This window comes from Burkholderia latens, from assembly GCF_001718795.1.
Taxonomy (GTDB): domain Bacteria; phylum Pseudomonadota; class Gammaproteobacteria; order Burkholderiales; family Burkholderiaceae; genus Burkholderia; species Burkholderia latens_A.
The window spans coordinates 1,966,492-1,990,749 of record NZ_CP013435.1; the positions used below are offsets into that span (position 1 = coordinate 1,966,492).

The window sequence follows — 24,258 nt, forward strand, 5'->3', positions numbered from 1 at the left end:
GGGTGACGGCATTCGGGTTACAGCGCGGCCAGCACGCGCTCGAGCTGCCGGCGAATGTCGGAGATCGTCTGCGTCGCGTCGACGATCGCGAAGCGGTGCGGCGCCTCTTGCGCGCGCCGCAGGTATTCGGTGCGGGTGCGCGAGAAGAACGCGTCCGACTCGCTTTCGAACTTGTCGGGCATGCGCGCGGCGCCCCGGCGCTCGCTCGCGACCTGCGGCGCGACGTCGAACAGTACCGTCAGGTCGGGCTGGAAACCGCCCTGCACCCAGCGCTCGAGCGCTTCGAGCTTGTCGCGCGGCAACCCGCGGCCGCCGCCCTGGTAGGCGAACGTCGCGTCGGTGAAGCGATCGGACACGACCCAGTCGCCGCGCGCGAGTGCCGGCTCGATCACGAGCGCGAGGTGCTCGCGGCGCGCGGCGAACATCAGCAGCGCTTCGGTCTCGAGATCCATCGGCTGGTTCAGCAGAATCTCGCGCAGTTTCTCGCCGAGCTGCGTGCCGCCCGGCTCACGGGTGACGACGACCTGCCGGCCGACCGCGGCGAGCTTCGCCTGAAGACGTTCGCCGAACCATTGCAGATGGGTGGTCTTCCCCGCCCCGTCGATGCCCTCGAACGTGATGAATTTACCGCTCGCCATTATTGACCTCGTATGTATTTGTCCACGGCCTTGTTGTGGTCGCCGAGCGTATCCGAGAACACGCTCGTACCGTCGCCCTTCGCGACGAAATACAGCGCGCTCGTCTGCGCCGGATTGATCGCCGCCTGCAGAGACGCGACGCCCGGCAGGGCGATCGGTGTCGGCGGCAGCCCGCGACGCGTATAGGTATTGTAGGGAGTGTCGGCCTGCAGGTCGCGCTTGCGCAGGCGTCCGTCGTACGCGTCGCCGAGGCCGTAGATCACCGACGGGTCGGTCTGCAGCGGCATCCCGATGCGCAGCCGGTTCGCGAACACGGCCGCGACGAATGCGCGGTCGGCCGCATGCCCCGTTTCCTTCTCGACGATCGATGCGACCGTCAGCGCTTCGTAAGGCGTCTTGTACGGCAAGCCGGGCGCGCGCGCGGCCCATGCTTCGTCGAGGCGCGTCTGCATCAGATGGTATGCGCGCCGGTAGATGTTCAGGTCGGTCGTGCCCTTGTCGAACAGGTAGGTGTCCGGGAAAAACAGCCCTTCGCCGCTGCCGCGCTGGATCGCGCTCTCGGGCGCACCGATCGCGCGCAGCAGCTCGGCGTCGCTCATGCCGGCCGTCGCATGCGCGAGATCGGGGTTGCCGTCGAGCTCCGCGCGCATCCGCTTGAACGTCCAGCCCTCGATCACTGTCGCGACGTACTCGTTCACGTCGCCGCGCGCGATCTTCTGCAGCACGTCGTACGGCGTGATGCCGGTCTTGAATTCGTAGTTGCCGGACTTGAGCCGGCTCGACAGCCCGAGCACGCGCGTCATCGCGACGAAGCCGAACGGCTCGATCGGCACGCCGCCGCGCTTGAGCTGCAGCGCGACGCTTTTCACGCTGCTGCGCGGCTTGATCGTGACATCGAGCGACGCGGCGGAGAGCAGCAGCGGCCGGGTCGCCCAGTAATATCCGCCGCCCGCGACGGCAGCGGCCACAACGACGGCCAGCGCCACGATCGTCGCGGCGCATTTCTTCAGTAGGGACATGGAAACGAGACTCAGGTAAGACCCATATAATACTTGCTCGCCTTCGTCAAAGTCAGGGTTGACTGTTCCCTCATTCCATGAGCACACCGTTCGCTTCACCGGCTGCCCAGCCCGCATCCGCGTCGCTCCCCGTTTTCCCCCGTCCGTCCGCCGCCGATTTCGACGCGCCGGGCGCCTGCATGCCGCTGCCGCAGTTCGGCGTGATCGACGTCGCCGGCGACGATGCCGCGACGTTCCTGCACAGCCAGCTCACCAACGACATCGAACATCTCGATGCGGCGAGCGCGCGGCTGTCCGGCTATTGCTCGCCGAAAGGCCGCCTGCTCGCATCGTTCCTTGCGTGGCGCGCGGGACACGGCGTGCGCCTGCTGGTCTCGAAGGACGTGCAGGCCGCCGTGCAGAAACGCCTGTCGATGTTCGTGCTGCGCGCGAAAGCCAAGCTCACGGACGCGAGCGACACGCTCGCCGTGGTCGGCTTCGCGGGCGACGTGCGCGACGCGCTGTCGGGCGTCTTCGATGCGCTGCCCGACGGCGTGCACGTGAAAGTCGACGGCCCGGCCGGCGCGCTGATCCGCGTGCCGGATGCGGCCGGCCGCAAGCGCTACCTGTGGATCGGGCCGCGCGATGAAGTCGACGCGCGCGTCGCCGCGCTTGCCGGCACGCTGCCGGTCGTGTCGCCGGCCGTGTGGGACTGGCTCGACGTGCGCGCGGGCGAGCCGCGCATCACGCAGCCGGCGGTCGAGCAGTTCGTGCCGCAGATGGTCAACTTCGACGTGATCGGCGCGGTCAACTTCCGCAAGGGCTGCTACCCGGGCCAGGAAGTCGTCGCGCGCAGCCAGTACCGCGGCACGATCAAGCGCCGCACCGCGCTCGCGCACGTGGCCGCCGACACCGACACCGCGCAGGCCGGCATCGAGCTGTTCCACAGCGACGACCCCGGCCAGCCTTGCGGGATGGTCGTCAACGCGGCGGCCGCGCCCGCGGGCGGCGTCGATGCGCTCGTCGAGATCAAGCTTGCCGCGCTCGACAGCGGCACGGTCCATCTCGGTTCGGCAGACGGTCCGCCGCTCGCGTTCGACACGCTGCCGTACGCGTTCCCGACGCAAGCGTGACGCACTGACAACCCCATTCGCACGCCGGTTCGCGGATCATTGCGACCGGCGCCCGATGTTTCCTGCGAGAGATTCGCCCGATGTGTCTGATTGCCTTCGACTGGCAGCCTGATGCCGCCGCCGGTCCCGTCTTTACGCTGGCCGCCAACCGTGACGAATTCTTTCGCCGGACGAGTGCGCCGCTTTCGTGGTGGGAGGACGTGCCGGGCGTGCTGGCCGGCCGCGACCTCGAAGCCGGCGGCACCTGGCTCGGCGTGTCGCGCGACGGCCGCTTCGCGGCGCTGACGAACTACCGTGCGCCGTTCGACATCCGCGCGGGCGCGCCGACCCGCGGCAAGCTCGTATCCGACTTCCTCGGCGGCCCGTCCGTCGCGCCGCTCGATTACCTTGGCCAACTTGCCGAGCATGCAGCGGTGTACAACGGCTTCAACCTGCTGGTCGGCGACTGGAAGCGGCGCGAGCTCGCGTGGTTCTGCAATCGGGCGGCCGAAGGCGAAACCGCCGTCGCCGCGCCGGTCGCGGTCGACGCCGGCGTGCATGCGCTGTCGAATGCGCAGCTCGATACGCCCTGGCCGAAAGTCGTGCGCAAACGCGCCGAGCTCGGCACGCTGCTGACCGACAATCCGACACCGTCGCTCGACGAGCTGATCGAGCTGATGCGCGATCCGCGCGTCGCGGACGACGCCGCGCTGCCGCACACCGGCATTCCGATCGAGCGCGAACGCGCGCTGTCGGCCGCGTTCATCGAGACGCCGGAATACGGCACGCGCGGCACGACCGCGCTGCGCGTGACGATGAAGGAAGGCGTGCGGCTGACGGTCGACATCAAGGAGCGCTGCGACGACGACGGTTCGCACCGCACCGTCCGCCCCGGCACGTTCGAGCGTGCGTTCACGTTCGACATCGACGCGACGCGGCCGCGCTGAAGCCGCCCGGGCCGCGCCGTCGCGCTACGGCGCGCGCGCCATCTCGACGTGCGGCACGCCGAGTTCGACGAACGGTTCGCCGATCGCCGTGAAGCCGTGCCGCACGTAGAACGACACCGCGGCGTCCTGCGCGTACAACCGCACGAGCGGTTCGCCGCGGCGCCGCGCGGCCGCCAGCAGCGCGTGCAGCACTGCCGAGCCGGCGCCCTGCCCGCGTGCATCGGCGAGCACCGCGACGCGGCCGATCGTGCCGGACGGCAGCAGCCGCCCGGTCGCGACCGCCCGACGTGCGCCCGTTGCCGGATCGATCCGGTAAGCCACCGCATGCACTGACAACGGATCGTCGTCGTCGAGCTCCCATTCCGGCGGGATCCGCTGCTCGCGCACGAACACCGCGTCGCGAATGCGCGCGGCGTCGGCGCCCAGCGCCGTCCAGTCGCCCGTTTCCACGAAGCTGTCGGTCATCGCTCTCTCCGCGCGGCGTCGCGCGCCGCCGTCGTCAACCGCCGTCAAATGTCGTCGAATGCGGCCTTCAGCGCCGCCACCGCATCGGCATGGGCAGCCCGCACCTCGGGCACGTAGCCGCCCATCTTGAAGAACTCGTGAATCATCCCCGGATAGCAGACGAGCGTGACCGCATTGCCCGCCGCGCGCAGTTTGTCCGCGTACGCGGCGCCCTCGTCGCTGAGCGGATCGTATTCGGCCGTCGCGATCCATGCCGGTGCGACGCCGGCGAACGACGGTGCGCCGCGCGTGCCGTCGAGCGGAGCGAACCGCCAGTCGTCGCGGTCCGAGCGATCGCGCACGTATTGCGTGAAGAACCACTGGATCGTGTCCTGCGTCAGCAGGTAGCCGTTCGCGAGCCGCGCGTGCGAGTCGGTGCGCTGGTGGCCAGTGACGCCGGGATAAATCAACAACTGCAGCGCAAGATCGATGCCTGCGTCGCGCGCGAGCACCGCGCATACGGTCGCGAGCGTGCCGCCGGCGCTGTCGCCGCCGACGGCGAGCCGCGCGGCGTCGATGCCGAACGCGGCCGCCTCGCCATGCAGCCAGCGTAACGCATCGTCGGCGTCATTCACCGCTGTCGGAAACTTGTGTTCGGGCGCGAGCCTGTAATCGACCGACAGCACCGCACACTGCGCGTCGCGCGCGAACATCCGGCACAGTGCGTCGTGCGTATCGACGCTGCCGACCGTGAAGCCGCCGCCATGGTAATAGACGAGCGCCGGCAGCGGTTCGGCGAGGCTGGGCTCGACCGGCATGAAGAGCCGCGCACCGATCGTGCGGCCATCGCGGGTCGGTACGACGCAGGCCTCGACCGCGTGCATCGGCGCGGGTGCGACGTCGAGGATCGGCGCGCTTTTCTCGTACGCGGCGCGCGCCTGCTGCGGCGTCTGGTGGTGATAGGACGGGCGTTTCGCGCGCTCGACCATGTCGAGCACCTGGGCGATCTTCGGATTCAGCGGCATCGGTGAGGACGGCGCATGCGGCGCCGTAAGCGGACAAGCGTCACATGATGCCATGCGCGGGTCGCACGGGCTGGACCGGCTGCTTGCCGCGCCCGCGGCCGTTCAGGCGCAGCGAACGCTTCCGGTGCGCGCGCCAGCTCGGATGCAATCGTCTCGCGGCCATGCAGCGGCTTCGTCGCGACGCGCTCACCCCGCTCGGCGAGCGCGTGTGCGCGGCGCGTCGATGAGCCGGACATTGTCGCCGCTCGCGCCGCCGTGCAGGCGCGATACGAGCAGGATCCGGCGATTGACCGTGTGCATTGCCGGCTCCAGGCCCATTCGCACCGGATCGCCGTCCGGCCGCGCATCCGTGCCGCGAAACGAAACGGCCCTGCCATCGCTCAGGCAGCGCCGCGCCGTTCAATACCTACGCGTCGCTCGGGCCGGGCTGCGCATCAGGCGCCGTGCGCGTGCGCTGCCGCTTGATGTCGCGACCCACCGCGAGGCGCCGCATGTACTTGAACGTGCCGAGCGCCTTCGCGACGAAATTGCCGTCGCTGTCGCGCACTTCGCCTTCGCAGTACGCCATCGTCGTCGACCGATGCATCACGCGTCCATACGCGCGCAGCTCGCCGCGCCCCGGCTGCATGAAGTTCACCTTCATCTCGACCGTAACGACGCCGACACCGTCGTCGGTCAGGCTGCGCGCGGCCATCGCGAGCGCGATGTCCGACAGCGTCATCGTCACGCCGCCGTGCGCGATGCTCCACGTATTCATGTGCCGCTCGTCGAGCGGCAGCACGATCTCGCTTGCGCCATCCTTCGCGGAAATCAATCGGACGCCGAGCAGATCGACGAACGGACTTTCGATCGACGGGCCGGCCGTCGGAGATGCCGCGTCGCTCATCGTGCGCTGTCACAAACGTAGTCGACGCACTGCCGCGATTCGGCCACCGCGGCAACGAATTTCTTCACTTCCTGGTGCACCGGGTGCACCTGGTATGCGTCGAGCGCGGCGCGGTCCGCGAAATCGGATACGAGCACGACATCCGACGTCGCTTCGAGGCCCGGCGTCGCAACCCCGACGTCGATCTGCAGGATGCCCGGCACGAGGTCGCGGCAGCCTTCGAGCTTTTCCTTCATCTTCAGCGCGTTTTGCGCACGCGTGCCGCCTTCGGCCGATTCCTTCAGCTTCCACATGACGATATGTCTGATCACTTCGTTCGCTCCTGTTCGTGTTGGTTCGGCGATTCGCCTGTCACCCTTGCCAGTCGGGCGCCCTATACCCGCCCATTGTTCGCTTGCGTTCGCCTGAAATCGCATCCAGCCGATAAAAATGCGGGGCACTTCAACCATCCAGACGATCCCCTTTTTCACCGTGCCACTTACCGACAGCAAGATCGACAAGTGAAGGCAGACGACAAGCCTACCAAACTTGCCGACGGCAATGGGCTGTATCTGACGGTGAAGCCGCCCGGCTCCACGCTTTCGTGATACCCATGAAAAATCGCCGGGAAGAAAAACGTCGTCGCGAGCGGCGAGTACCCCGCCATCCGCGTTGAAGCCAAGCGCGTGGCACGCGACGATGCCCGCGAACGTGTCGGAAAGGGGCCTAGCCCCGTCCCATTCATGAATGGCAGCGCAACGAAGTCAGCGACGCGGATCAGGCGCCTCGGCCAGCAGACGCAGATCAGTCCAGCGCCGCTCGTGTTTCGCGAAGAATTTCGTGCGACAGTTCGGGGTCGTCGACCGCGCGAGCCAGGACGAGGGCTCCGACGATGCTCGAGAGTATGTGAATAGCATCGCGACGCGCGTGTTTCTTCCTCGCCTTCGCATCAGACTCGGCCAAGCGTTCGAGCATGCCCTCGACATGCCGCGTGAAGGCCGGTTGCGCTGCCGGCTGGCGCGCAATCTCGCCGGCCAATCCTGCCATCATGCATCCGTTCCCCCTCTCGTCGCGATGTTGCTCGGTGAGGTACCCGTCAAGGTATTGAGCCCTCGTCTCGCCGCGAGCCGTGCCTTGCCTCATGGACTCGAGCGCTTTGCCCGAAGTGTCTTCGATGCTCTTCGCGATCAGGTCCTCCTTCGACTCGAAGTGATGGTAGAAGGCGCCATGAGTGAGGCCGGTTGCCTTCATGATTTCACTCAGGCTGACGCCGGAAAACCCGTATTCGCGAAACAGAATGGATGCCTGCTCGAGGATGCGGGCATGTTTTTCTGCCGTCTCTTCTGGCGGGTAACGCATACGTCCTCCAAAAACTGCAAAGAAAATGATTGACGGGAAACAGTATAGTCATCATGCTTCACGAACGAAAGCATGATGGTCATCATGTTTGAAGCCCGCTTTCCTGGCACGTTGGGGCGCGCGTGCAACTTATAACATGATGACCGTACTGCTTAAGCGTTGGGGCCGGCGCGCAAGCCGGGCCCGGGATTCCTTGCTTTCAGGAGATTGACATGAAGAAGTTTCTCGTCACGGGTTCCACTGGTGCGACAGGCGCTCCTACCGTTCGTCTGCTGCTGGACCACGGCCACGCGGTCGCGGCGTTAGTACGTCGTGAAGACGATCGTTCCGACGCGCTGAAGCGAATGGGCGCACAAATCGTTACCGGGGACATGTTGAAGATCGAAGACGTTCGCCGTGCGATGCACGGTGTCGATGGCGTCTACTTCTGCTATCCGTTGACGCAGGGTGCGGTGGAAGCGACGGCGATACTCGCGCAGGCGGCAAGCGAGCATGGTGTGAAGCAGATCGTGTATATGTCGCAGCGGCAATCGCGCCCGCACGCGCGCAGCCCGGCAACGATGAGCCACTGGCTATCCGAGCGAATCCTCGACAGATCCGGTGTCCCGACAGCGCATCTGCGCGTCAATTTCTTTGCCGAATGGATGCTGTACATAGCGGCCGAGATCCGCGCCGGTCGCTACCTGACACCGTTCGATCCGGAAAGCCGCTTCGTGCCCGTCGCGGCAATCGATATCGCGAAAGTCGTCGTGGAGATTCTCGAAAATCACGAAGCGTTCGGTAGCGCGATCATTCCCGTCACAGGCCCGACTGAAGTCAGCCACATCGAACTCGCGGGCATTCTCGCGAGGACGCTTGAAAAAGAGATTCGCTTCGAACAGGTGTCGCCGGATGAATTCGTAAAGGCCATCGGGCTCGATCGCGACCCTTCGTTTGCCGCCCACTTCACGGCAGTCAGGATCGATCAGCAGGAGCAACTGCTTGCCGGCGTCGAGAAGATCACCGAGGAGATCATCGGTCGGCCGCTGACAACGCCCGAGCAGTTTATCGAAGCGCATCGCCAACATTTGGCGTGAATTGACTGCGGTCGATCATTCGGGCGGCTGCGAGGTCGCAATGGGCTCGGCGGGAGGAATGCGGCATTCGGGACAGGATGTCCTCCCGATCGAGCGAGCCGACGCCGATGTGCGAGACCCGCATTCGCTTCAGGTAGCGATGCTGCGCGTGCTGAAAAGCCTCGATATCAGGTCGATCTGATCCAGTTGTTCGATCCACCATCTCAGCGCACGTCCCGTCTTGTCCTCCCGCCAGCCGAGGTAGCAGTTCGTGTGCGCCCGCACGCCTGTCACCTGGCGCTCGACGAGCTTGCCCTGCCGTATCAACTCCTCGGCGACGGGCGCGGGCAGCATGCCGACGGCAATGCCTTCGCAAAGCAGGTCGATTTTGGCGGCCAGATTCGGTACGACGATGACCGGTTGCCCGTCGTGAATGGCCACCGATCTCGGCTCGAGGTCACGCGAGGTATCGCTGATGACGACGCCGCGATGACTTGAAATTGTGCCGCTATCCAGCGTCTCTTCGATCACGGCAAGCGGATGATGAGGCGCCACGACAAAAACGTGACGCAACAGGCCGATCGGCCTTGCCGCAACGTGGGGCGCGTGTGGCGGCTCGCCTGCGGCGCCGATCGCGAGATCCGCTCGCCCCGTCACGAGCGCGTCCCATACGCCACCGAGCACTTCGGTCGATAAACGAAGCCGTGTCGTCATCTTCATTTCGTAGAAGGCGCGCACGTGCGGCCACAACGACGCGAGCGGAAGAATCTCGTCGACACACAGCCTGAGCTCAGCCTCCCAACCCGCATGGACACTTCGAACCTTCCTCTCCAGCTCCTGCCCGGCTCGGAGCAAACGACGACCGTCGTCGACGAGCAGCCGCCCCGCCTCCGTCAATTGTGCACGTCGGCCGCGGCGATCAAACAGGGCGACGTCGAGATCGGCCTCCGTCTTTTGCACAAGGTAAGTCAATGCAGACGGTACGCGATGAAGCAGCACCGCTGCCTCCGCGAACGTGCCCGCCCGATCTATCGCATCGAGCACCTCGAGAACTTCAAACGACAACTTCAAAGCATTTACCTGTTAGATAGGCCCGTGATGATCGACGCAGCGCTTGGCGCGTCGGCTGGTCGAGGCTTCATCGCGGCTATGGCGACTTAACGCGCCCGCCGTCGCGGCTCGCGCGGCTGCGGGGGCGCCATTCTTGCAGGCACCACGACGCTTTGCCACTATTACCCGGATCGCCCACGTCAGCCTGGCCGGTCTTTGGGGCACTGATACGTAGACATTTCGACATTTCACCGATGGATGGAAGGCGCACGGTCGACTGCGGCTACAATGGCTCGCAGGTACTTCTGCGGCGTCAAGCCTCAGTTCAACGCGTTTTCGATACTCGACCGTGCCCCGCAACGATCCAAGAAACCACGCCTCTTTCTGGTTCAGCGCCCATACGCCGGGCCTGAGCTTGATGCGGGCCGATTTCACCACCCAGCAGTACGCACCGCACGTCCACGATGGATTTGTCATTGCGGTCACGGAGTCGGGCGGATCGATTATAAAGAGCCGGGGTGTGACCGATGAAGCACGGACATCGAAGCTGCTCGTCTTCAATCCGGAAGAAGCGCATTCGGGTTCGATGGGATGGAGCGAGCGCTGGCAGTACCGGTCGCTGTATCTTGCGGACGGGGCGATCTCGGCGATCGCGGACGGTCTCGGTATCGACGATGCGCCGTACTTCATCCGAAACGTCTTCGATGATCCGGATCTCATCGGCTATTTTCTGAAGCTGCACGTGTTGCTCGAAGCGGGAAACGACGTTTTTCGCGAGCGCGAACTGCTTTTCTCTACCTTCGGGCGGCTGTTTCAACGTCATGGTTCGGGCAGCAAGCGCATTGAGCCAGCACCTCGCGACCGCACGCTGCTTCGCGCGGTAACGGATCTCATCCACGACCGGTACGCAGAAGCGTTGCTGCTGGAAGACTTGAGCGCTGCCGTGGGCCTGACACCGTTCCAACTCATCGGTCTTTTCAATCGTTGCTTGGGATTGACTCCTCACCTGTATCTGACGCAGGTGAGACTCATGGATGGAGCAGCCCCCTGAAACACCGGACATAGCCTCTCACTTAAACTAGCGGGTAGGCATAAGACTGTGTTTTTGACTAACACCAGGCAGGAAGTGATGGAAGTGTTGACGGGCCCGGAGCGTCGGCGGCGCTGGACGGCGGAGCAGAAGCTGGCGATGGTTCGCGAGAGTTTCGAACCGGGGAAGTCGGTTTCGATGGTTGCGCGCCAGCACGGCGTGAACCCGAACCAGCTGTTCCACTGGCGCAAGCTGTACCAGGACGGGAGTCTGTCGGCGGTCAAGGCTGGAGAGGAAGTGGTCCCTGCATCAGAGCTGGCCGATGCCCTCAAGCAGATTCGTGAGCTGCAGCGGATGCTCGGCAAGAAGACCATGGAGAACGAGATTCTCCGCGAAGCAGTCGAGTATGGCCGAGCAAAAAAATGGATAGCGCACTCGCCCTCGCTGCCGGAGGACGACCAGTGAAACTGGTTTGTGAAGTTCTCGGCGTGTCGCGCTCGAACGTATCGGCACGACTGTCGCGTCCGGTGACGTGGCGCGATGGCCGTCAATCGCGGCAGACGGACGATGCGAGCGTGGTCGAGGAAATCCGCCGAGTCGTCGGCGATTTGCCCAGCTATGGCTATCGCCGGGTGTGGGGCTCGCTGCGCAATGAACGCATTGCTGCCGGACAGGTGCCGTTCAATGCGAAGCGCATCTATCGCATCATGCGCACTCACGGTCTGCTGATGCAACGGCGTCCAGCCCCGCCTCGGCCGCAACGTCGGCACGATGGCAAGGTGGCCGTCGCGCGCAGCAATCAGCGATGGTGCTCGGACGGCTTCGAGTTCCGCTGCGACAACGGCGAGCCGCTTCGAGTGACATTCGCGCTTGACTGCTGCGACCGCGAAGCGATGAGCTGGGCGGCTACGACGGCAGGTCACAGCGGCGACATCGTGCGCGACGTCATGCTGGCAGCAGTGGAAAATCGGTTTGGCAACGAGCTGCATACACCGTCCGAAATCGAGTGGCTGAGTGACAACGGTTCGGGCTATACGGCCGACGATACACGCCGGTTTGCAGCGGCCATCGGCCTGAAGCCATTGACCACGCCGGTGTGCAGCCCGCAAAGTAACGGGATGGCCGAGAGCTTCGTGAAGACAATGAAGCGCGACTACGTTGCCTTCATGCCAAAGCCGGACGCAGCGACTGCTGCACGCAACTTGGCCATCGCGTTCGAGCATTACAACGAGAAGCATCCCCATAGCGCGCTGAAGTACCGCTCGCCTCGCGAGTTCCGGCGCTCAATGGATTCAGCAACCTTAGTGTGACGCTGTGTCCGGGATTACAGGGTCAACTCCAATGGAAGCGCGTCAACGACTGATGAAAGGTGTGCCGATCGCAGATGCGGCCGCGTCGACAGGGTTCTACGATCAAAGTGCGCTAACGAGAAACTTCAAGCGCTGTTACGGCATCACCCCGTCACACTTTGCTGCAGCAGTGGCCCGGCAACGCCACTGAAGAAACGGCGTAGCGCCGCAATTTTTGCCAATACGCGGCTCGCCTCCGCTCAGACAATCGGGCTTTCGAATCCACATCGGAAGTCATCATGGTTGCTATCTGGCGCGAACAACGCCGCACTTTCCTCGAATCCAGTCGTCCAACGGCGGCCTCCAGCCTGCCGCCAGACCGACGCTTCTGCATTCGCGCGGTCGGCAATCCCAACGAAGGTCCGCAAGCGTTCTTGGCGCGCGACAGCGTTGCGGGAGCGACGCCATGAGCGCCGACGCCCGCGGCACGGAACGCGCACGCCTGCGGCGCGCGCTTGGATTGCAAGGAGCGGTGGCAGTAGGCGTCGGGGGAACGATTGGCGGGGGCATCTTCGTTCTCGTCGGGCAAGCCTCTGCACTGGCAGGGCCTGCGGCGCTGCTTTCGTTTGCGCTCGCGTTCGTCGCCGCGGTCGTAATCGCCCTGCCATACGCAGAATTGGCCTGCCGGTATCCGCAGGCGGGCGGTGGCTATGCGTTCGTGCGCGAAGTGCTTGGAAGCCGCTGGGGTTTCATGATGGGCTGGATCTTCTGCGGCTCGTACGTTTTCGTCAGCGGCTACGTGACGCTGGGATTCGGCGGTTACCTGAATGTGCTGACTGGTCTACCGCAAGTCTGGTGTGCGGTCGCGCTCGTGTTTGCATGTGTGCTGGTCAACGCACGGGGTGTCGAAGCCGCGGGCAAGGCTCAAGTAATTGTCATCGGTCTGGCGATCGCCGGTTTGCTGGGCTTTGCGGCAGCCGGAGCGCCTGCAATTCAGTTGACGCGGCTTACCCCATGGGCGCCGGGCGGGTTCACGGGGATACTGACGGGCGCACTCGTCGCGTTTCTCGCGTTCGGCGGTTTCGATATGGTCGCGGCGGCCGGCGAAGAGATCGACCGGCCAGAAAAAAACCTGCCCCGCGCAATCCTTCTCACCCTTGCGATTGTGCTCGGCATTTACCTCGTAGTCGCATTTACCGCGTTGGGCACCGTCGGTTGGCGCACGCTCGGCGCTTCCCCCGCGCCACTCAGCGCCGCTGCACGACAATTCATGGGGGACTCGGGCGGGCGGCTCGTCGCTGCTATTGCCGTCGTCACGACCGCGGCTACGGCAAACGCGGTGCTCGTCGTCACGTCGCGGATCATTTTCGCGATGGCGCGCGATGGTCTGCTGCCTTCCCCATTGGCGCGAGTCGATCCGAAAACCGGGACACCCGATGTCGCGACGATCGTCAGCGGCGGCATGCTGATCACGATGGCCTTATTCGGCTCCTCATCCAGCGCAACAGCCGTAGGCGGCTTCCTTTACGTGCTGCATTTCGTCCCGCCGCTGCTCGTCCTGGTGACGTTGCGTCGAGACAAAAGCGTATCGCCTGTATTCAGAATGCCACTGCCTCACATTCTGTTGCCGCTTGCGTTTGTCATGACCGCGCTGCTGCTCGTGGCGAGCGGAACGAAAGGGATTTCGGGTGGAGCGATCTGGATCGTCATGGGCTTGCTCGCTTGCTCGAATAGGCGGAAAAGCCGTCGAGATGGACATTGATCAAGATATGCCGGACACCGAGTGTGGGCCGCTAACCGGATAACAGCGCGTCGGCCGGAAGTACTTCACCGTCCGCTCAGCGTCGATCACGACCCTTCATGCGGCCATAGCCGTGGCTCGCCATCGGCACCGACCGGCCCTCCTCGTCGGCAATGGCGCAGCCGTGCATCGCAGAGGGCGGGAACGCGCGTTGCTCGGCGCGCTTCGCGCCTTATCGCACGACCATGACAGATGAACCGTACCATTCATTTCCATCCGGCTGCGCGGGCGGCTGCAAACCGCCATTCGACCTTGCTTCCATCAATCACTATCGGCTCTGATTATCTCTTTTCATCGCCCTGCATTTTTTACCGCACGCGCGAGTAACAATTACGATTTATTGGCAAATAAAATACCCGAAAATTCATCGAGGAACATTGACTTCGACTTTCATCGAAATTTAGAATCCCCTACGACGCTTTGATCGGATTTTTCGTCGCTGCGAGAGCATGTGCCTTCGCTCAGGCCGTTCGGCCGGGCGAGTCCGCTCACCCCGCGACTTCACCCGTGTGGCAACGCATTACGCGCCCTTTTGCATTTCTTTTCGGTATTTGTCGCTTATCCGATTAATCGCCGCCCAATTCGCGTCCGAGCATTACCCGCCACCGATTCAACGGCATTTTCATAATGCCTGCAATGCAACATGAAGCGGAACGCATCTCCGCTCGCTCGAACATTCCGATAAAAAATGCAGTCGTCAGGAGGGTCGTCATGAACATGCACCGTTTCACGAAATCGCTGTGTGTCGGCTTCGTCTGCGCAGGCCTGCTCGCGGGTTGCAACGACGATGACGTCCGGTCGAACAGCCCGCCGTCGAACACGGCCGCGCTGGCGTTCCGGATGGATACCGGCGGGCAGATCAATGCGTTCTACCGGCAGGACAAGGTCGCCGCGCATCTGCTGGTGCGCTCGTCGACGAAGCCGCGCCTGCTCGTGGTATTTCCGGCTGGCAACAGCGGCACCGGGCTATGGTTCGACGATACCGCCCAGCCGGTGAACTGGAGCCTCGATACACAGCCGTCCGCGCTGTCGGCGCCCGACACGCACGGCCGCCCGCAATACGGAATCGGGGCCGACGTCTCGGTCGACACCGCTGCGCTGACGGTTCGCCAGGGGTTGCTCGGCAACGTGCGCTTCCTGCGCGACTTCAACGGCGGCGCGACGATCCCGCCGGAGATCGTCACCGCGCCGGCGATCCAGGGCAGCGCGGTGCAGTGGCAGCGCGACCGGATCGACGGCGCGCCCGGCTACACGCTGCGCATCACGCTGCGCGACGGCGGCAGCATCGCGCCGGCCGCAGGCGGCAAGCTCGAGCTGCGGGCAGCACCGGGTTCGCATACGCTGAAACTGCACGTCGACGCGCTGTCGGGCGAGACACCGTTGTCGCCGATCACGCGCGCCGACCTGTTTGCGCCGTCCATGAACCCCGATCCGGTCAGCCAGAACGTGCTCGAATTCCTGAGCTTCAACGACAAGCTGCTGGCCGGCTCGTGGCAGTACGACACGTACTTCGGCCGCGACACGCTGATTTCCGTGCGCATGCTGATGCCGGTGCTCGAACCCGCGGCGATCGAGGCCGGCTTGTCGTCGGTGCTGCGCCGGCTGTCGAGCGACGGCAAGGTCGCGCACGAGGAAGGGATCGGCGAATTCGCGCTGGTCGACAACGCAAAGCACGGCCGCCCGAACGACGCGACGCCAACCTACGACTACAAGATGATCGACAGCGACTACCTGCTCGCACCGATCGCGGCGGCCTGGCTGATCGACGACCCGCGCGGCCAGGCGCGCGCGGCCGCCTATCTCGCGCAACGCGGCAGCGACGGCCAGACCAACGGCAGCCGGCTCGTCGTGAATCTGCTGCACGTTGCGGCCACCGCGCAGCCGTTCGCGCAGCAACCGGCGGTCGCGAACCTGATTCACCTGCGGCCCGGCGAAATCGTCGGCAATTGGCGCGACAGCACCGACGGGCTCGGCGGTGGCGTCTACCCGTACGACGTGAATGCGGTGCTCGTGCCGGCCGCGCTGCGCGCCGCGAACGCGTTCCTGGCGCGCGGCCTGCTCGATCCGTACCTCGACGCCGGACAACGCACGACGCTCGCGAACACGGCAGCCCAGGCCGCCACATGGGAGCAGCAAGCGCCGCCGCTGTTCCAGGTCAGCGTACCCGCCGCGCAGGCCGCAACCGACGTGTCGGCCTACGCGCCGTCGGCCGGCGTGCCGGCCGGCACCGCGCCGAGCGCGCCGCTCACGTTCTATGCGCTGTCGCTCGACCAGCAAGGCGCGCCGATCCCGGTGATGAATTCCGACGGCGGGTTCGCGCTGCTGTTCGGCACGCCGCCGGACGACGAACTGCAGCGGATCGTGGCCGACGTCACGCGGCCATTCCCGACGGGGCTCGTCACGGACGTCGGGATGCTGATCGCGAACCCCGCTTACGCAAGCCAGACGTTGTGGCCAAAGTTCACGAGTTCCGCCTATCACGGCACGGTGATCTGGTCGTGGCAGCAGGCGATGTGGGCCGCGGGGCTCGACCGGCAACTCGCGCGCCAGGATCTGTCGGCCGCGACGCGCACGCTGCTCACGCAGGCGCGGCAGACGATCTGGCAGGTGATCTCGAACGGCCGCGACATGCGCACATCGGAGATGTGGACGTGGTCGTACGCGAACGGCAAGTACCAGACCGATGCGTTCGGCACGCGCAGCGCCGATGCGACCGAGGCCAATGCGGCGCAGCTATGGAGTACGACGTATCTTGCGATCCGCGACCCGCAGCTGCGCACCGGCAAGTACTGGTGGCAGGCATCGCAGCGGCTGGAGGACGCGCAACCACGCACCGCCGCGGCCATTGCCGCGCGCTAGCGACGCGCCGGTGAAACAAAAGCCCCGCATTCGAATTCGGGTGCGGGGCTTCAATCGGATCGTCCACGAAACGGATCGACGCGGCATCGCGTCCGCGGGCATCGTTCTCGCGCGTCAGATGGCCGAATCCGCAGCGTTCGCGCGTCGTCAGTGCGCGACCACGCGATTGCGCCCGTCGCGCTTCGCCTGATACAGCCGCTCGTCCACCGCGCGCAGCAACGCATCGACCGTGCTGCCATCGACGCCGTATTGCGCGACACCGACGCTGACCGTCACCTGCACGCGCTTGAAATCCAGCCCGAACGGCGAACTCGCGATCGACGATCTCACGCGTTCGGCGGTCATCCGTGCGCCTTCGAGCGGCATCTCCGGCAACAGCGCCATGAACTCCTCGCCGCCGACCCGCGCGAGCGCCCCCGCTGGCCGAATCGCTTCGAGACATTGGCGCACGACGCCGCGCAACACCTCGTCGCCGATCTGGTGACCGTACGCGTCGTTGATGTTCTTGAAGTTGTCGAGATCGAGCGCCAGCAGGCAGAACGGCGTGCCGTCGCGCTCCGCGCGCACGATCTCGCGCTCCACCTGCGCGATGAACTGGCGGCGGTTCGACGCGCCTGTCATCGGGTCGGTCGCGGCCATGTACTCGAGTTTCTGGTTCGTGCGCCGCAACTCCTGCAGCGCGCTCTCGGTGCGCGCCATCGATTCCGACAACCGGCTCATCAGGTCCTGCTGGCTGTAGATCGCGGAAAACGAGCGTGTCGTCTGAAGCGCCTGCACGACGCCGTAGCTGAGCAGGAAGAAGCCGCCCGCGAAGATCGCGTGCGCGAGCCACCACATGTGATTCCAAGGTTTGCCGAGCAGGAACGCGACCGACGACAGCGCGAACGCCATGATCGACACGCCGTAGATGACCATCAACGGCGAGCGGATGCGCCGCGCGAGCAGCACGCCGATGTTCACGAGCGAAAGCACGAGCGCGCCGCCTTCCATCGACGTGCGCGTGCCGTACGCGCCCGCGACCGGCGAATAGGCGATGTACGCGACCGCCGCGTCGATGACCAGGAACAGCACGACCCACGGCAGCCACGTGCGCGCACGCGTACGCTTGTCGACGCGGTCGGGCGGCTGCGCATACGACAGCATGCCGGTCAGCAGCAGGATCGACATCACGAGACGCGACGCCGGCCCGTACAGCAGGAACAGCCAGATATTGTGATGCGCCATCCCGGTGAAGAGGCCGTGCAGCGCATAGATCATCGCGAAGCCGAGAAAGCCGAGCGTCAGCCAGCGCAGCAGCGGCTCGCCGGACGCGCGGTAGCACACCCAGGTCACGTAGGTGACGAACGCGCCCTCGAGCGTTGCGGCCGCGATAGCGAGTTCATGAAATGCGTGGCTCTCGAACACGACGTGCGGGTCGCTGAAGAACCACAGATAGGCAGTCAGATAGGCCGGCAGCAACGCGAATCCGACCAGCAGGCATTTTGCGTAGAGCCTCGCGGCCGCGCTGACGACCCGCGGCGGCTCCCCGGCTGCATAGGCTGTGCTCAATTTGGTCCCCGTTTCGGTCTGCTGCGTGGTTCGAACGTCCACGGTGCCGGAAACGCGCGCTGCATCGTCTTCGCCGGCTACCGGAAGCGCGTCGCGCGCGCCGATGCGACACGCGCGTTGGCCCATCCCGCCGAAAGGCAAATGTCAGAGCAAGTATAGGTGGCGCAATTCGTTTGACAAGTAAGGGGAAACGGCACCCTCTCCCCTGCGCCCTTTGCGTCGCGATCGTGACGAATCGCTGCCGCATCCGGCCGATGCGTGCGTCGGGGCGGCCGCCTCCATCGCCACGGAAGTCGCGGCCGCCGCCGATTTAACGTCAGACGATTTCGAACAGCCCGGCTGCGCCCTGCCCGCCGCCGATGCACATCGTGACGACCACGTATTTCACGCCGCGTCGCTTGCCTTCGAGCAGCGCATGGCCGGTCAGGCGCGCGCCGGACACACCGTACGGGTGCCCAACCGCGATCGCGCCGCCGTTCACGTTCAGCCGGTCGTCAGGAATCCCGAGTGTGTCGCGGCAGTACAGCACCTGCACCGCGAACGCTTCGTTCAGCTCCCACAAGCCGATGTCGTCGACCTTCAACCCGGCCTGCTTCAGCAGCTTCGGCACCGCAAACACCGGGCCGATCCCCATTTCATCCGGCTCGCAACCGGCCACCGCGAAACCGCGGAACACGCCGAGCGGCTGCAACCCTTCACGCTGCGCGACGTCCGCGTTCATCACCACGCACGCCGACGCGCCATCGGAGAACTGGCTCGCGTTGCCGGCGGTGATCACGCCGCCGGGCACGGCCGAGCGGATCTTCGACACGCCTTCGAGCGTCGTGTCGGGCCGGATGCCTTCATCGGCCGACACGGTCACTTCCTGCGTGAACAGGCGCCCCGTCGCCTTGTCGGCGATGCCGGCGCGCACGGTGATCGGCACGATCTCGTCGCGGAAGCGCCCGGCTTCCTGCGCGGCCGCGGCCCGCTGTTGCGACTGCACACCGTACGCGTCCTGCCGTTCCTTCGAGATCCGGTAGCGCTTCGCGACGTTCTCGGCCGTCTGCAGCATGTTCCAGTAGATCTCCGGCTTGTGCTCGACGAGCCAGCCTTCCTGGATCATGTGCCGGTTCATCTCGTTCTGCACGCACGAAATCGATTCGACGCCGCCCGCCACGTATACGTCGCCCTCGCCCGCGATGATCCGCTGCGCGGCGAGCGCGATCGTCTGCAGCCCGGACGAACAGAAACGGTTCACCGTCATCCCGGGCACGCTTACCGGCAGCCCCGCGCGCAGCGCGATTTGCCGCGCGATGTTGGCGCCGGTCGCGCCTTCGGGGTTCGCGCAGCCCATGATCACGTCCTCGATGCGCGCCGGGTCGAGCTTCGCGCGCTCGAGCGCAGCCGCGACCACATGGCCGCCGAGCGTCGCACCATGCGTCATGTTGAAGGCGCCGCGCCACGATTTCGCGAGCGGTGTGCGTGCGGTCGATACGATTACGGCTTCGGTCATGCGAGTCTCCTTCGGTCCTGCTTCATGTCGGATGGGGATGCGCTACGCCGCCGGGCGCGCGCCCGCGGACGTCACATGCGCGACGCCCGCTGCCTGCATCTGCTGCCATGCGTGCGCGAGCGACCCGTTCAGGTCGATTGCGCGGCACGCATCGTTGATCACCGCGGCCTCGAAGCCCGCCGCGCGCGCATCGAGCGCCGACCACGCGACGCAATAGTCGGTCGCGAGCCCGCAGCACCACACGCGCTTCGCGCCCAGCTCGCGCAGATAGCCGGCGAGCCCCGTACGCGTCGTGCGATCGGCTTCCACGAACGCGGAATAGCTGTCGACCTGCGCGTCGCCGCCCTTGCGGATCACGAGCCGCGCATGCGGGATGTCGAGGTCGCGATGCAACGCCGCGCCTTCGGTGTCCTGTACGCAGTGCACGGGCCACAGAACCTGCTCGCCGTACGGCAGCGCGAGCGTCGAAAACGGTTCGCGCCCGGGATGGTTCGCCGCGAACGACACGTGCTCGCGCGGGTGCCAGTCCTGCGTCAGCACGACGTGATCGAAGCGTCGCGCGAGCGCGTTGATCACCGGCACGACCGCGTCGCCGTCCGGCACGGCGAGTGCACCGCCCGGCATGAAGTCGTACTGCACGTCGATCACGAGCAATACGTCGTCGCTGCGTTTCATTGCGTTTCTCCTTGCTGGCTTGGCCGCGCGGTCACGGGCCGTCAGCCGTTGAATCCGCGTCCGGCTTTCGCCAGTTCGACGATCGACGGAGCGATCTGCCACGCGTCGCCGTTCGGCGCGGCCGCGTAGCGTCGGATCGCACGCTCGACGTTGTAGAGTCCGACCATGTCCGCGTACAGCATCGGGCCGCCGCGCCACAGCGGGAAGCCGTAGCCGGTCAGATAGACCATGTCGATGTCGGACGCCTTCGACGCGATCTTCTCCTCGAGAATCTTCGCGCCTTCGTTGACGAGCGCGTACACGAGACGCTCGACGATCTCGTCGTCGCCGATATTGCGCCGCTCGACGCCGCACTCTTTCGAGTACGCGACGACCATTTCGTCGACGAGCGCCGACGGTTTCGCTTTGCGCTCGCCCGGCACGTAGTCGTACCAGCCGCCGCCCGTCTTCTGGCCGAAGCGGCCCAGCTCGCACAGGCGATCGGCGATCTTCGAATAGTGCAGATCGGGCTTCTCGACATAACGGCGCTTGCGAATCGCCCAGCCGATGTCATTGCCGGCGAGGTCGCTCATCCGGAACGGCCCCATCGCAAAACCGAACTTCTCGATCGCGCGATCGATCTGCGCGGGCAGCGCGCCTTCCTCGAGCATGAACAGCGCCTGGCGGATGTACTGCTCGATCATCCGGTTGCCGATGAAGCCATCGCACACGCCCGATACGACCGCCGTCTTGCGAATCTTCTTCGCGACTGCCATCACGGTGGCGAGAACGTCGTTCGCAGTTCGCGCGCCGCGCACCACCTCGAGCAGCTTCATCACGTTCGCGGGGCTGAAGAAGTGCATGCCGACGACGTCCTGCGGACGCTTCGTGAACGAAGCAATCTTGTCGACGTCGAGCGTCGACGTGTTCGACGCAAGGATCGCGCCGGGCTTCGCCACCGCGTCGAGCTGGCCGAACACCTGTTCCTTCACGCCGAGCTCCTCGAACACGGCTTCGATAATCAGGTCCGCGTCGTTCAGGTCGTCGTAGGACAGCGTCGGCGTGATCAGCGCCATGCGCGCGTCGAGCTTCTGCTGCGTGAGCTTGCCCTTCTTGACCTGCGCGTCATAGTTCTTGCGGATCGTCGCGAGGCCGCGGTCGAGCGCTTCCTGCTTCGTTTCGAGCAGCGTGACGGGCAGGCCCGCGTTGACGAAGTTCATCGCGATCCCGCCGCCCATCGTGCCCGCGCCAACGACACCGACGCGGCGAATGTCGCGCACCGGCGTATCGGCCGGCACGTCGGGAATCTTGCTCGCCGCGCGCTCGCCGAAAAACGCGTGCCGCAGCGCGCGGCTTTCCGGTGTCATCATCAGCGCGACGAAGCCGTCGCGCTCGGCGATGCTGCCCTTGTCGAAGCCGTTGAGCACGCCGGCCTCGATCGCGTCGATGCACTTGTGCGGTGCGGGGAAGTTCGGTGCGGCGGCCCGCACCGAATTGCGCGCGAACTGGATGAAGCCAGCCGCATTCTCGTGGGCGATCTTGCGATCGCGCACACGCGGATGCGGCCCGCTCCCCGCGCCGACCTTGCGCGCGAATGCGACGGCAGTCTCGAGCAGATCGCCGTCGGCCATGGCGTCGAACAGCCCGCTCGTCGCGAGTTGCTCGGACGGCACCGGCGCGCCCGACACGATCATGTTCAGCGCGGTTTCGAGCCCGACCGCACGCGGCAGCCGCTGCGTGCCGCCGGCCCCCGGCAACAGGCCGAGCTTCACTTCGGGCAACGCAATCTGCGCACCGGGCGCCGCCACGCGATAGTGCGCGCCGAGCGCGAGCTCGAGGCCGCCGCCCATCACGACACTGTGCAACGCCGCGACGACCGGCTTCGCGCTCGCCTCCACAGCGCGAATCACGGTGTGCAGCGTCGGTTCCTGAAGCGCCTTCGGGGTATTGAATTCGGTGATGTCGGCGCCGCCCGAGAACGCGCGGCCCGCGCCGGTCAGCACGATCGCCGTGACGGCCGGATCCTGCGCGGCGCGATCGAGCGCGTCCATGACGCCCTGGCGCGTCGACAGGCCGAGCCCGTTGACGGGCGGATTGTTGAGCGTGATGACGGCGACGCCGTCGCGAGTCGAATAATCCACTGCCATCTGCCTGCCTCCATGCATCGCGCGCCGGGGTGGCTGCGCTTCATTGTGCGCGGTCGAACGGCCGAACGGGCCGCATGTCCGGATCGAACGGAGGCAGCATACAACGAAAAAGCACGGTCGTTCAATTTGAATTTTTGTTCCGGTCCGGGGCCGGATCGGGCGACCGTGCGGTCGGCTATCGGCGACCCGGAATTACGGCGCGCAGACGGCCGTCGGCAACACGTAATCGCGGAACGTCTCGCGCAGCTTCAGCTTCTGCAGCTTGCCGGTCGCCGTGTGCGGCAGCGATTCGACGAACACGACGTCGTCGGGCACCCACCACTTCGCGACCTTGCCTTCGTAGAACGCGAGCAATGCGTCGCGCGTCAGATTCGCGCCGTCGCGCGGCACCACGACGAGCAGCGGCCGTTCGGTCCATTTCGGATGCGCGCACGCGATGCATGCGGCTTCGGCAACGTCCGGATGGGCGATCGCGACGTTCTCGATGTCGATCGAGCTGATCCATTCGCCGCCGGACTTGATCACGTCCTTGCTGCGGTCGGTGATCTGCAGGAAGCCGTCCGGGTCGATCGTCGCGACGTCGCCGGTCGGGAACCAGCCGTCCACGAGCGGCGACGTATCGCTCTTGAAGTAGTGATCGATGACCCACGGCCCGCGCACCTGCAGCTCGCCGAATGCGACGCCGTCCCACGGCAGTTCGTGACCATCGTCGCCGACGATGCGCATGTCGACGCCGCAGATCACGCGCCCCTGTTTCTCCAGCAGCCGGCGCTGCACGTCGAGCGGCCGCTGCGACTGCGCCCAGTTCAGCTTCGCGAGCGTGCCGAGCGGCGACAGCTCGGTCATCCCCCACGCGTGGATCACGCGCACGCCGTATTCGTCCTCGAACGTGCGCAGCATCGCGGGCGGACACGCCGAACCGCCGATCACCGTGCGGTTCAGCGTCGAGAACCGTACGCCGGCCTCGCGCATGTAGTTCAGCAAACCGAGCCATACGGTGGGCACGCCCGCGGAGAAGGTCACGCGCTCGGCCTCCATCAGTTCGTACAGCGACTTGCCGTCGAGATCCTTGCCCGGCAGCACGAGCTTGCCGCCGGTGAGCGGCACCGCGTACGGCAGCCCCCACGCGTTCACATGGAACATCGGCACGACGGGCAGCACCGCGTCGAGCGCCGACAGATTCATCGCATCGGGCAGCGCGGCGCCGTATGCGTGCAGCACCGTCGAGCGATGCGAGTACAGCACGCCTTTCGGATTGCCGGTGGTGCCAGACGTGTAACAGAGGCCCGATGCCTGGAGCTCGTCGAGGCGCGGCCAGTCATAGCGACCGTCCTCGGCGTCGACGAGCGTTTCATAGCACAGGTAAGGCGTCGCGCCCGACGGCAGGTGCGCGGCGTCGGTCATCGCAATCCAGCCCTTCACGTGCGGGCACTGCGGAGCGATCGCGTCGACGAGCGGCGCGAAATTGATGTCGAAGAAGACGTAGCGGTCTTCCGCATGATTGACGATGTAGGCGATCTGCTCGGGAAAGAGGCGCGGGTTGATCGTGTGGCACACCGCGCCCATTCCGCCGATTCCGTAATAGGCCTCCAGATGCCGGTAGCCGTTCCACGCCAGCGTGCCGACGCGCTCGCCCGTTTCGACGCCCAGCCGCGCGAGCGCCTGCGCAACGCGTTTCGCGCGCTGCTCGCAGTCGCGGTACGTATAGCGATGCAGGTCGCCTTCCACGCGTTTCGACACGATCTCCGTGTCGCCTGCGTAGCGCGCGGCATGCGCGATCAGCGACGACACCAGCAACGGCATGTCCATCATCTGGCCCAGCAACGGCTTACCCATCGTCTTGTTCTCCCTGAACGACGCGAATCGGTGACCAGCCTCGAAGCGGTGCGCCGGCTTGCAGCCCGTCCACGGCCGGGACCGGCGTTGCGCGGCGCGTGCGGGC

Annotated in this window: 22 protein-coding genes; 9 read left to right on the plus strand and 13 right to left on the minus strand. The window is 65.5% G+C overall.

Going from position 1 to position 24,258, the window contains the following annotated elements:
• Positions 1 to 17: 17 nt before the first annotated feature.
• The gene (tmk, locus tag WK25_RS09175; protein ID WP_069241470.1) at positions 18 to 638 is read right to left on the minus strand and encodes a dTMP kinase; all 621 of its coding nucleotides are present in this window, start codon (positions 636 to 638) and stop codon (positions 18 to 20) included.
• Entirely contained in the window at positions 638 to 1,657 is a 1,020-nt protein-coding gene (mltG, locus tag WK25_RS09180; RefSeq protein ID WP_040144352.1) for an endolytic transglycosylase MltG, read from the minus strand. Before mltG ends, tmk begins: the two co-directional genes overlap by 1 nt.
• 77 nt (positions 1,658 to 1,734) lie before the next feature.
• Here mltG and WK25_RS09185 point away from each other — a divergent pair, with 77 nt between their 5' ends.
• Positions 1,735 to 2,769: a YgfZ/GcvT domain-containing protein gene (locus WK25_RS09185; RefSeq protein ID WP_069241471.1), complete on the plus strand. Its 1,035-nt coding sequence runs from the start codon at positions 1,735 to 1,737 to the stop codon at positions 2,767 to 2,769.
• Positions 2,770 to 2,849: 80 nt separating this feature from the next.
• Complete coding sequence (locus WK25_RS09190) at positions 2,850 to 3,695, plus strand: NRDE family protein (protein ID WP_069241472.1); 846 nt, start codon at positions 2,850 to 2,852, stop codon at positions 3,693 to 3,695.
• Positions 3,696 to 3,719: 24 nt separating this feature from the next.
• Here WK25_RS09190 and WK25_RS09195 read toward each other — a convergent pair whose 3' ends face one another.
• From WK25_RS09195 to WK25_RS09215, 5 genes are all read right to left on the minus strand, one after another.
• Positions 3,720 to 4,160 carry a GNAT family N-acetyltransferase gene (locus WK25_RS09195; RefSeq protein ID WP_069241966.1) on the minus strand — a complete coding sequence of 147 codons (441 nt, stop codon included), beginning with the start codon at positions 4,158 to 4,160 and terminating at the stop codon, positions 3,720 to 3,722.
• A 44-nt stretch (positions 4,161 to 4,204) separates the two neighbouring features.
• A complete protein-coding gene (locus WK25_RS09200) occupies positions 4,205 to 5,164 on the minus strand; it encodes an alpha/beta hydrolase (protein ID WP_069241473.1) in 960 nt (319 codons plus the stop codon).
• Between the two features lie 406 nt (positions 5,165 to 5,570).
• Entirely contained in the window at positions 5,571 to 6,050 is a 480-nt protein-coding gene (locus tag WK25_RS09205; protein ID WP_069241474.1) for a PaaI family thioesterase, read from the minus strand.
• Entirely contained in the window at positions 6,047 to 6,361 is a 315-nt protein-coding gene (locus WK25_RS09210; protein WP_040144358.1) for a Dabb family protein, read from the minus strand. The genes WK25_RS09205 and WK25_RS09210 overlap by 4 nt, the downstream gene beginning before the upstream one ends.
• A 472-nt stretch (positions 6,362 to 6,833) precedes the next feature.
• Positions 6,834 to 7,388, minus strand: a complete 555-nt coding sequence (locus WK25_RS09215; protein WP_069241475.1) for a TetR/AcrR family transcriptional regulator — start codon at positions 7,386 to 7,388, stop codon at positions 6,834 to 6,836.
• Positions 7,389 to 7,600: 212 nt separating this feature from the next.
• Here WK25_RS09215 and WK25_RS09220 point away from each other — a divergent pair, with 212 nt between their 5' ends.
• Positions 7,601 to 8,464, plus strand: coding sequence for an NmrA family NAD(P)-binding protein (locus WK25_RS09220; protein ID WP_069241476.1), 864 nt, complete (start codon positions 7,601 to 7,603; stop codon positions 8,462 to 8,464).
• A 129-nt stretch (positions 8,465 to 8,593) separates the two neighbouring features.
• On the opposite strand, the gene WK25_RS09225 is transcribed toward WK25_RS09220, so the two are convergent.
• Entirely contained in the window at positions 8,594 to 9,514 is a 921-nt protein-coding gene (locus WK25_RS09225) for a LysR substrate-binding domain-containing protein (protein ID WP_040144361.1), read from the minus strand.
• Between the two features lie 328 nt (positions 9,515 to 9,842).
• Here WK25_RS09225 and WK25_RS09230 point away from each other — a divergent pair, with 328 nt between their 5' ends.
• The 6 genes from WK25_RS09230 to WK25_RS09250 all read left to right on the plus strand — a co-directional run bounded on the left by WK25_RS09230 (position 9,843) and on the right by WK25_RS09250 (position 16,472).
• The gene (locus tag WK25_RS09230) at positions 9,843 to 10,544 is read left to right on the plus strand and encodes an AraC family ligand binding domain-containing protein (protein WP_156789021.1); all 702 of its coding nucleotides are present in this window, start codon (positions 9,843 to 9,845) and stop codon (positions 10,542 to 10,544) included.
• 78 nt (positions 10,545 to 10,622) lie between these two features.
• Positions 10,623 to 11,833 (plus strand): IS3 family transposase gene (locus WK25_RS09240; protein ID WP_135801118.1). Its coding sequence is split into 2 segments (ribosomal slippage): positions 10,623 to 10,938 and positions 10,938 to 11,833, totalling 1,212 coding nucleotides; the frame shifts between segments, so codons are not numbered across the junction.
• Between the two features lie 52 nt (positions 11,834 to 11,885).
• Entirely contained in the window at positions 11,886 to 12,023 is a 138-nt protein-coding gene (locus WK25_RS30180; protein ID WP_236857820.1) for a helix-turn-helix domain-containing protein, read from the plus strand.
• Positions 12,024 to 12,278: 255 nt separating this feature from the next.
• Positions 12,279 to 13,574, plus strand: coding sequence for an APC family permease (locus WK25_RS09245; RefSeq protein ID WP_069241478.1), 1,296 nt, complete (start codon positions 12,279 to 12,281; stop codon positions 13,572 to 13,574).
• A gap of 231 nt (positions 13,575 to 13,805) precedes the next feature.
• Positions 13,806 to 13,940, plus strand: a complete 135-nt coding sequence (locus tag WK25_RS32255; RefSeq protein WP_257785754.1) for a hypothetical protein — start codon at positions 13,806 to 13,808, stop codon at positions 13,938 to 13,940.
• 390 nt (positions 13,941 to 14,330) lie between these two features.
• Positions 14,331 to 16,472: a hypothetical protein gene (locus WK25_RS09250; RefSeq protein ID WP_069241967.1), complete on the plus strand. Its 2,142-nt coding sequence runs from the start codon at positions 14,331 to 14,333 to the stop codon at positions 16,470 to 16,472.
• A gap of 147 nt (positions 16,473 to 16,619) precedes the next feature.
• On the opposite strand, the gene WK25_RS09255 is transcribed toward WK25_RS09250, so the two are convergent.
• The 5 genes from WK25_RS09255 to WK25_RS09275 form a co-directional block, all read right to left on the minus strand.
• Entirely contained in the window at positions 16,620 to 18,020 is a 1,401-nt protein-coding gene (locus WK25_RS09255) for a GGDEF domain-containing protein (RefSeq protein WP_069241968.1), read from the minus strand.
• Between the two features lie 316 nt (positions 18,021 to 18,336).
• Positions 18,337 to 19,515 (minus strand): acetyl-CoA C-acyltransferase, encoded by a 1,179-nt coding sequence (locus tag WK25_RS09260; protein ID WP_040144364.1) that lies wholly within the window; start codon positions 19,513 to 19,515, stop codon positions 18,337 to 18,339.
• Between the two features lie 42 nt (positions 19,516 to 19,557).
• Positions 19,558 to 20,190 carry a bifunctional nicotinamidase/pyrazinamidase gene (gene pncA, locus WK25_RS09265; RefSeq protein WP_059547648.1) on the minus strand — a complete coding sequence of 211 codons (633 nt, stop codon included), beginning with the start codon at positions 20,188 to 20,190 and terminating at the stop codon, positions 19,558 to 19,560.
• Between the two features lie 41 nt (positions 20,191 to 20,231).
• Positions 20,232 to 22,316, minus strand: coding sequence for a 3-hydroxyacyl-CoA dehydrogenase NAD-binding domain-containing protein (locus WK25_RS09270; protein ID WP_069241479.1), 2,085 nt, complete (start codon positions 22,314 to 22,316; stop codon positions 20,232 to 20,234).
• A gap of 192 nt (positions 22,317 to 22,508) precedes the next feature.
• On the minus strand, positions 22,509 to 24,152 hold the full coding sequence (locus WK25_RS09275; protein WP_040144367.1) for a 3-(methylthio)propionyl-CoA ligase: 1,644 nt from the start codon (positions 24,150 to 24,152) through the stop codon (positions 22,509 to 22,511).
• Between the last annotated feature and the right edge of the window lie 106 nt (positions 24,153 to 24,258).

What these genes read in the sequence shown, in the direction of transcription:
- WK25_RS09205 (WP_069241474.1), bottom strand. Translation starts at nt 6,050, where the DNA reads ATGAGCGACGCGGCATCTCCGACGGCCGGCCCGTCGATCGAAAGTCCG.
- WK25_RS09260 (WP_040144364.1), bottom strand. Translation starts at nt 19,515, where the DNA reads ATGACCGAAGCCGTAATCGTATCGACCGCACGCACACCGCTCGCGAAA.
- tmk (WP_069241470.1), bottom strand. Translation starts at nt 638, where the DNA reads ATGGCGAGCGGTAAATTCATCACGTTCGAGGGCATCGACGGGGCGGGG.
- WK25_RS09185 (WP_069241471.1), top strand. Translation starts at nt 1,735, where the DNA reads ATGAGCACACCGTTCGCTTCACCGGCTGCCCAGCCCGCATCCGCGTCG.
- WK25_RS32255 (WP_257785754.1), top strand. Translation starts at nt 13,806, where the DNA reads ATGAACCGTACCATTCATTTCCATCCGGCTGCGCGGGCGGCTGCAAAC.
- WK25_RS09190 (WP_069241472.1), top strand. Translation starts at nt 2,850, where the DNA reads ATGTGTCTGATTGCCTTCGACTGGCAGCCTGATGCCGCCGCCGGTCCC.
- WK25_RS09270 (WP_069241479.1), bottom strand. Translation starts at nt 22,316, where the DNA reads ATGGCAGTGGATTATTCGACTCGCGACGGCGTCGCCGTCATCACGCTC.
- WK25_RS09275 (WP_040144367.1), bottom strand. Translation starts at nt 24,152, where the DNA reads ATGGGTAAGCCGTTGCTGGGCCAGATGATGGACATGCCGTTGCTGGTG.
- WK25_RS09215 (WP_069241475.1), bottom strand. Translation starts at nt 7,388, where the DNA reads ATGCGTTACCCGCCAGAAGAGACGGCAGAAAAACATGCCCGCATCCTC.
- WK25_RS09200 (WP_069241473.1), bottom strand. Translation starts at nt 5,164, where the DNA reads ATGCCGCTGAATCCGAAGATCGCCCAGGTGCTCGACATGGTCGAGCGC.
- WK25_RS30180 (WP_236857820.1), top strand. Translation starts at nt 11,886, where the DNA reads ATGAAAGGTGTGCCGATCGCAGATGCGGCCGCGTCGACAGGGTTCTAC.
- WK25_RS09245 (WP_069241478.1), top strand. Translation starts at nt 12,279, where the DNA reads ATGAGCGCCGACGCCCGCGGCACGGAACGCGCACGCCTGCGGCGCGCG.
- pncA (WP_059547648.1), bottom strand. Translation starts at nt 20,190, where the DNA reads ATGAAACGCAGCGACGACGTATTGCTCGTGATCGACGTGCAGTACGAC.
- WK25_RS09195 (WP_069241966.1), bottom strand. Translation starts at nt 4,160, where the DNA reads ATGACCGACAGCTTCGTGGAAACGGGCGACTGGACGGCGCTGGGCGCC.
- mltG (WP_040144352.1), bottom strand. Translation starts at nt 1,657, where the DNA reads ATGTCCCTACTGAAGAAATGCGCCGCGACGATCGTGGCGCTGGCCGTC.
- WK25_RS09220 (WP_069241476.1), top strand. Translation starts at nt 7,601, where the DNA reads ATGAAGAAGTTTCTCGTCACGGGTTCCACTGGTGCGACAGGCGCTCCT.
- WK25_RS09250 (WP_069241967.1), top strand. Translation starts at nt 14,331, where the DNA reads ATGCACCGTTTCACGAAATCGCTGTGTGTCGGCTTCGTCTGCGCAGGC.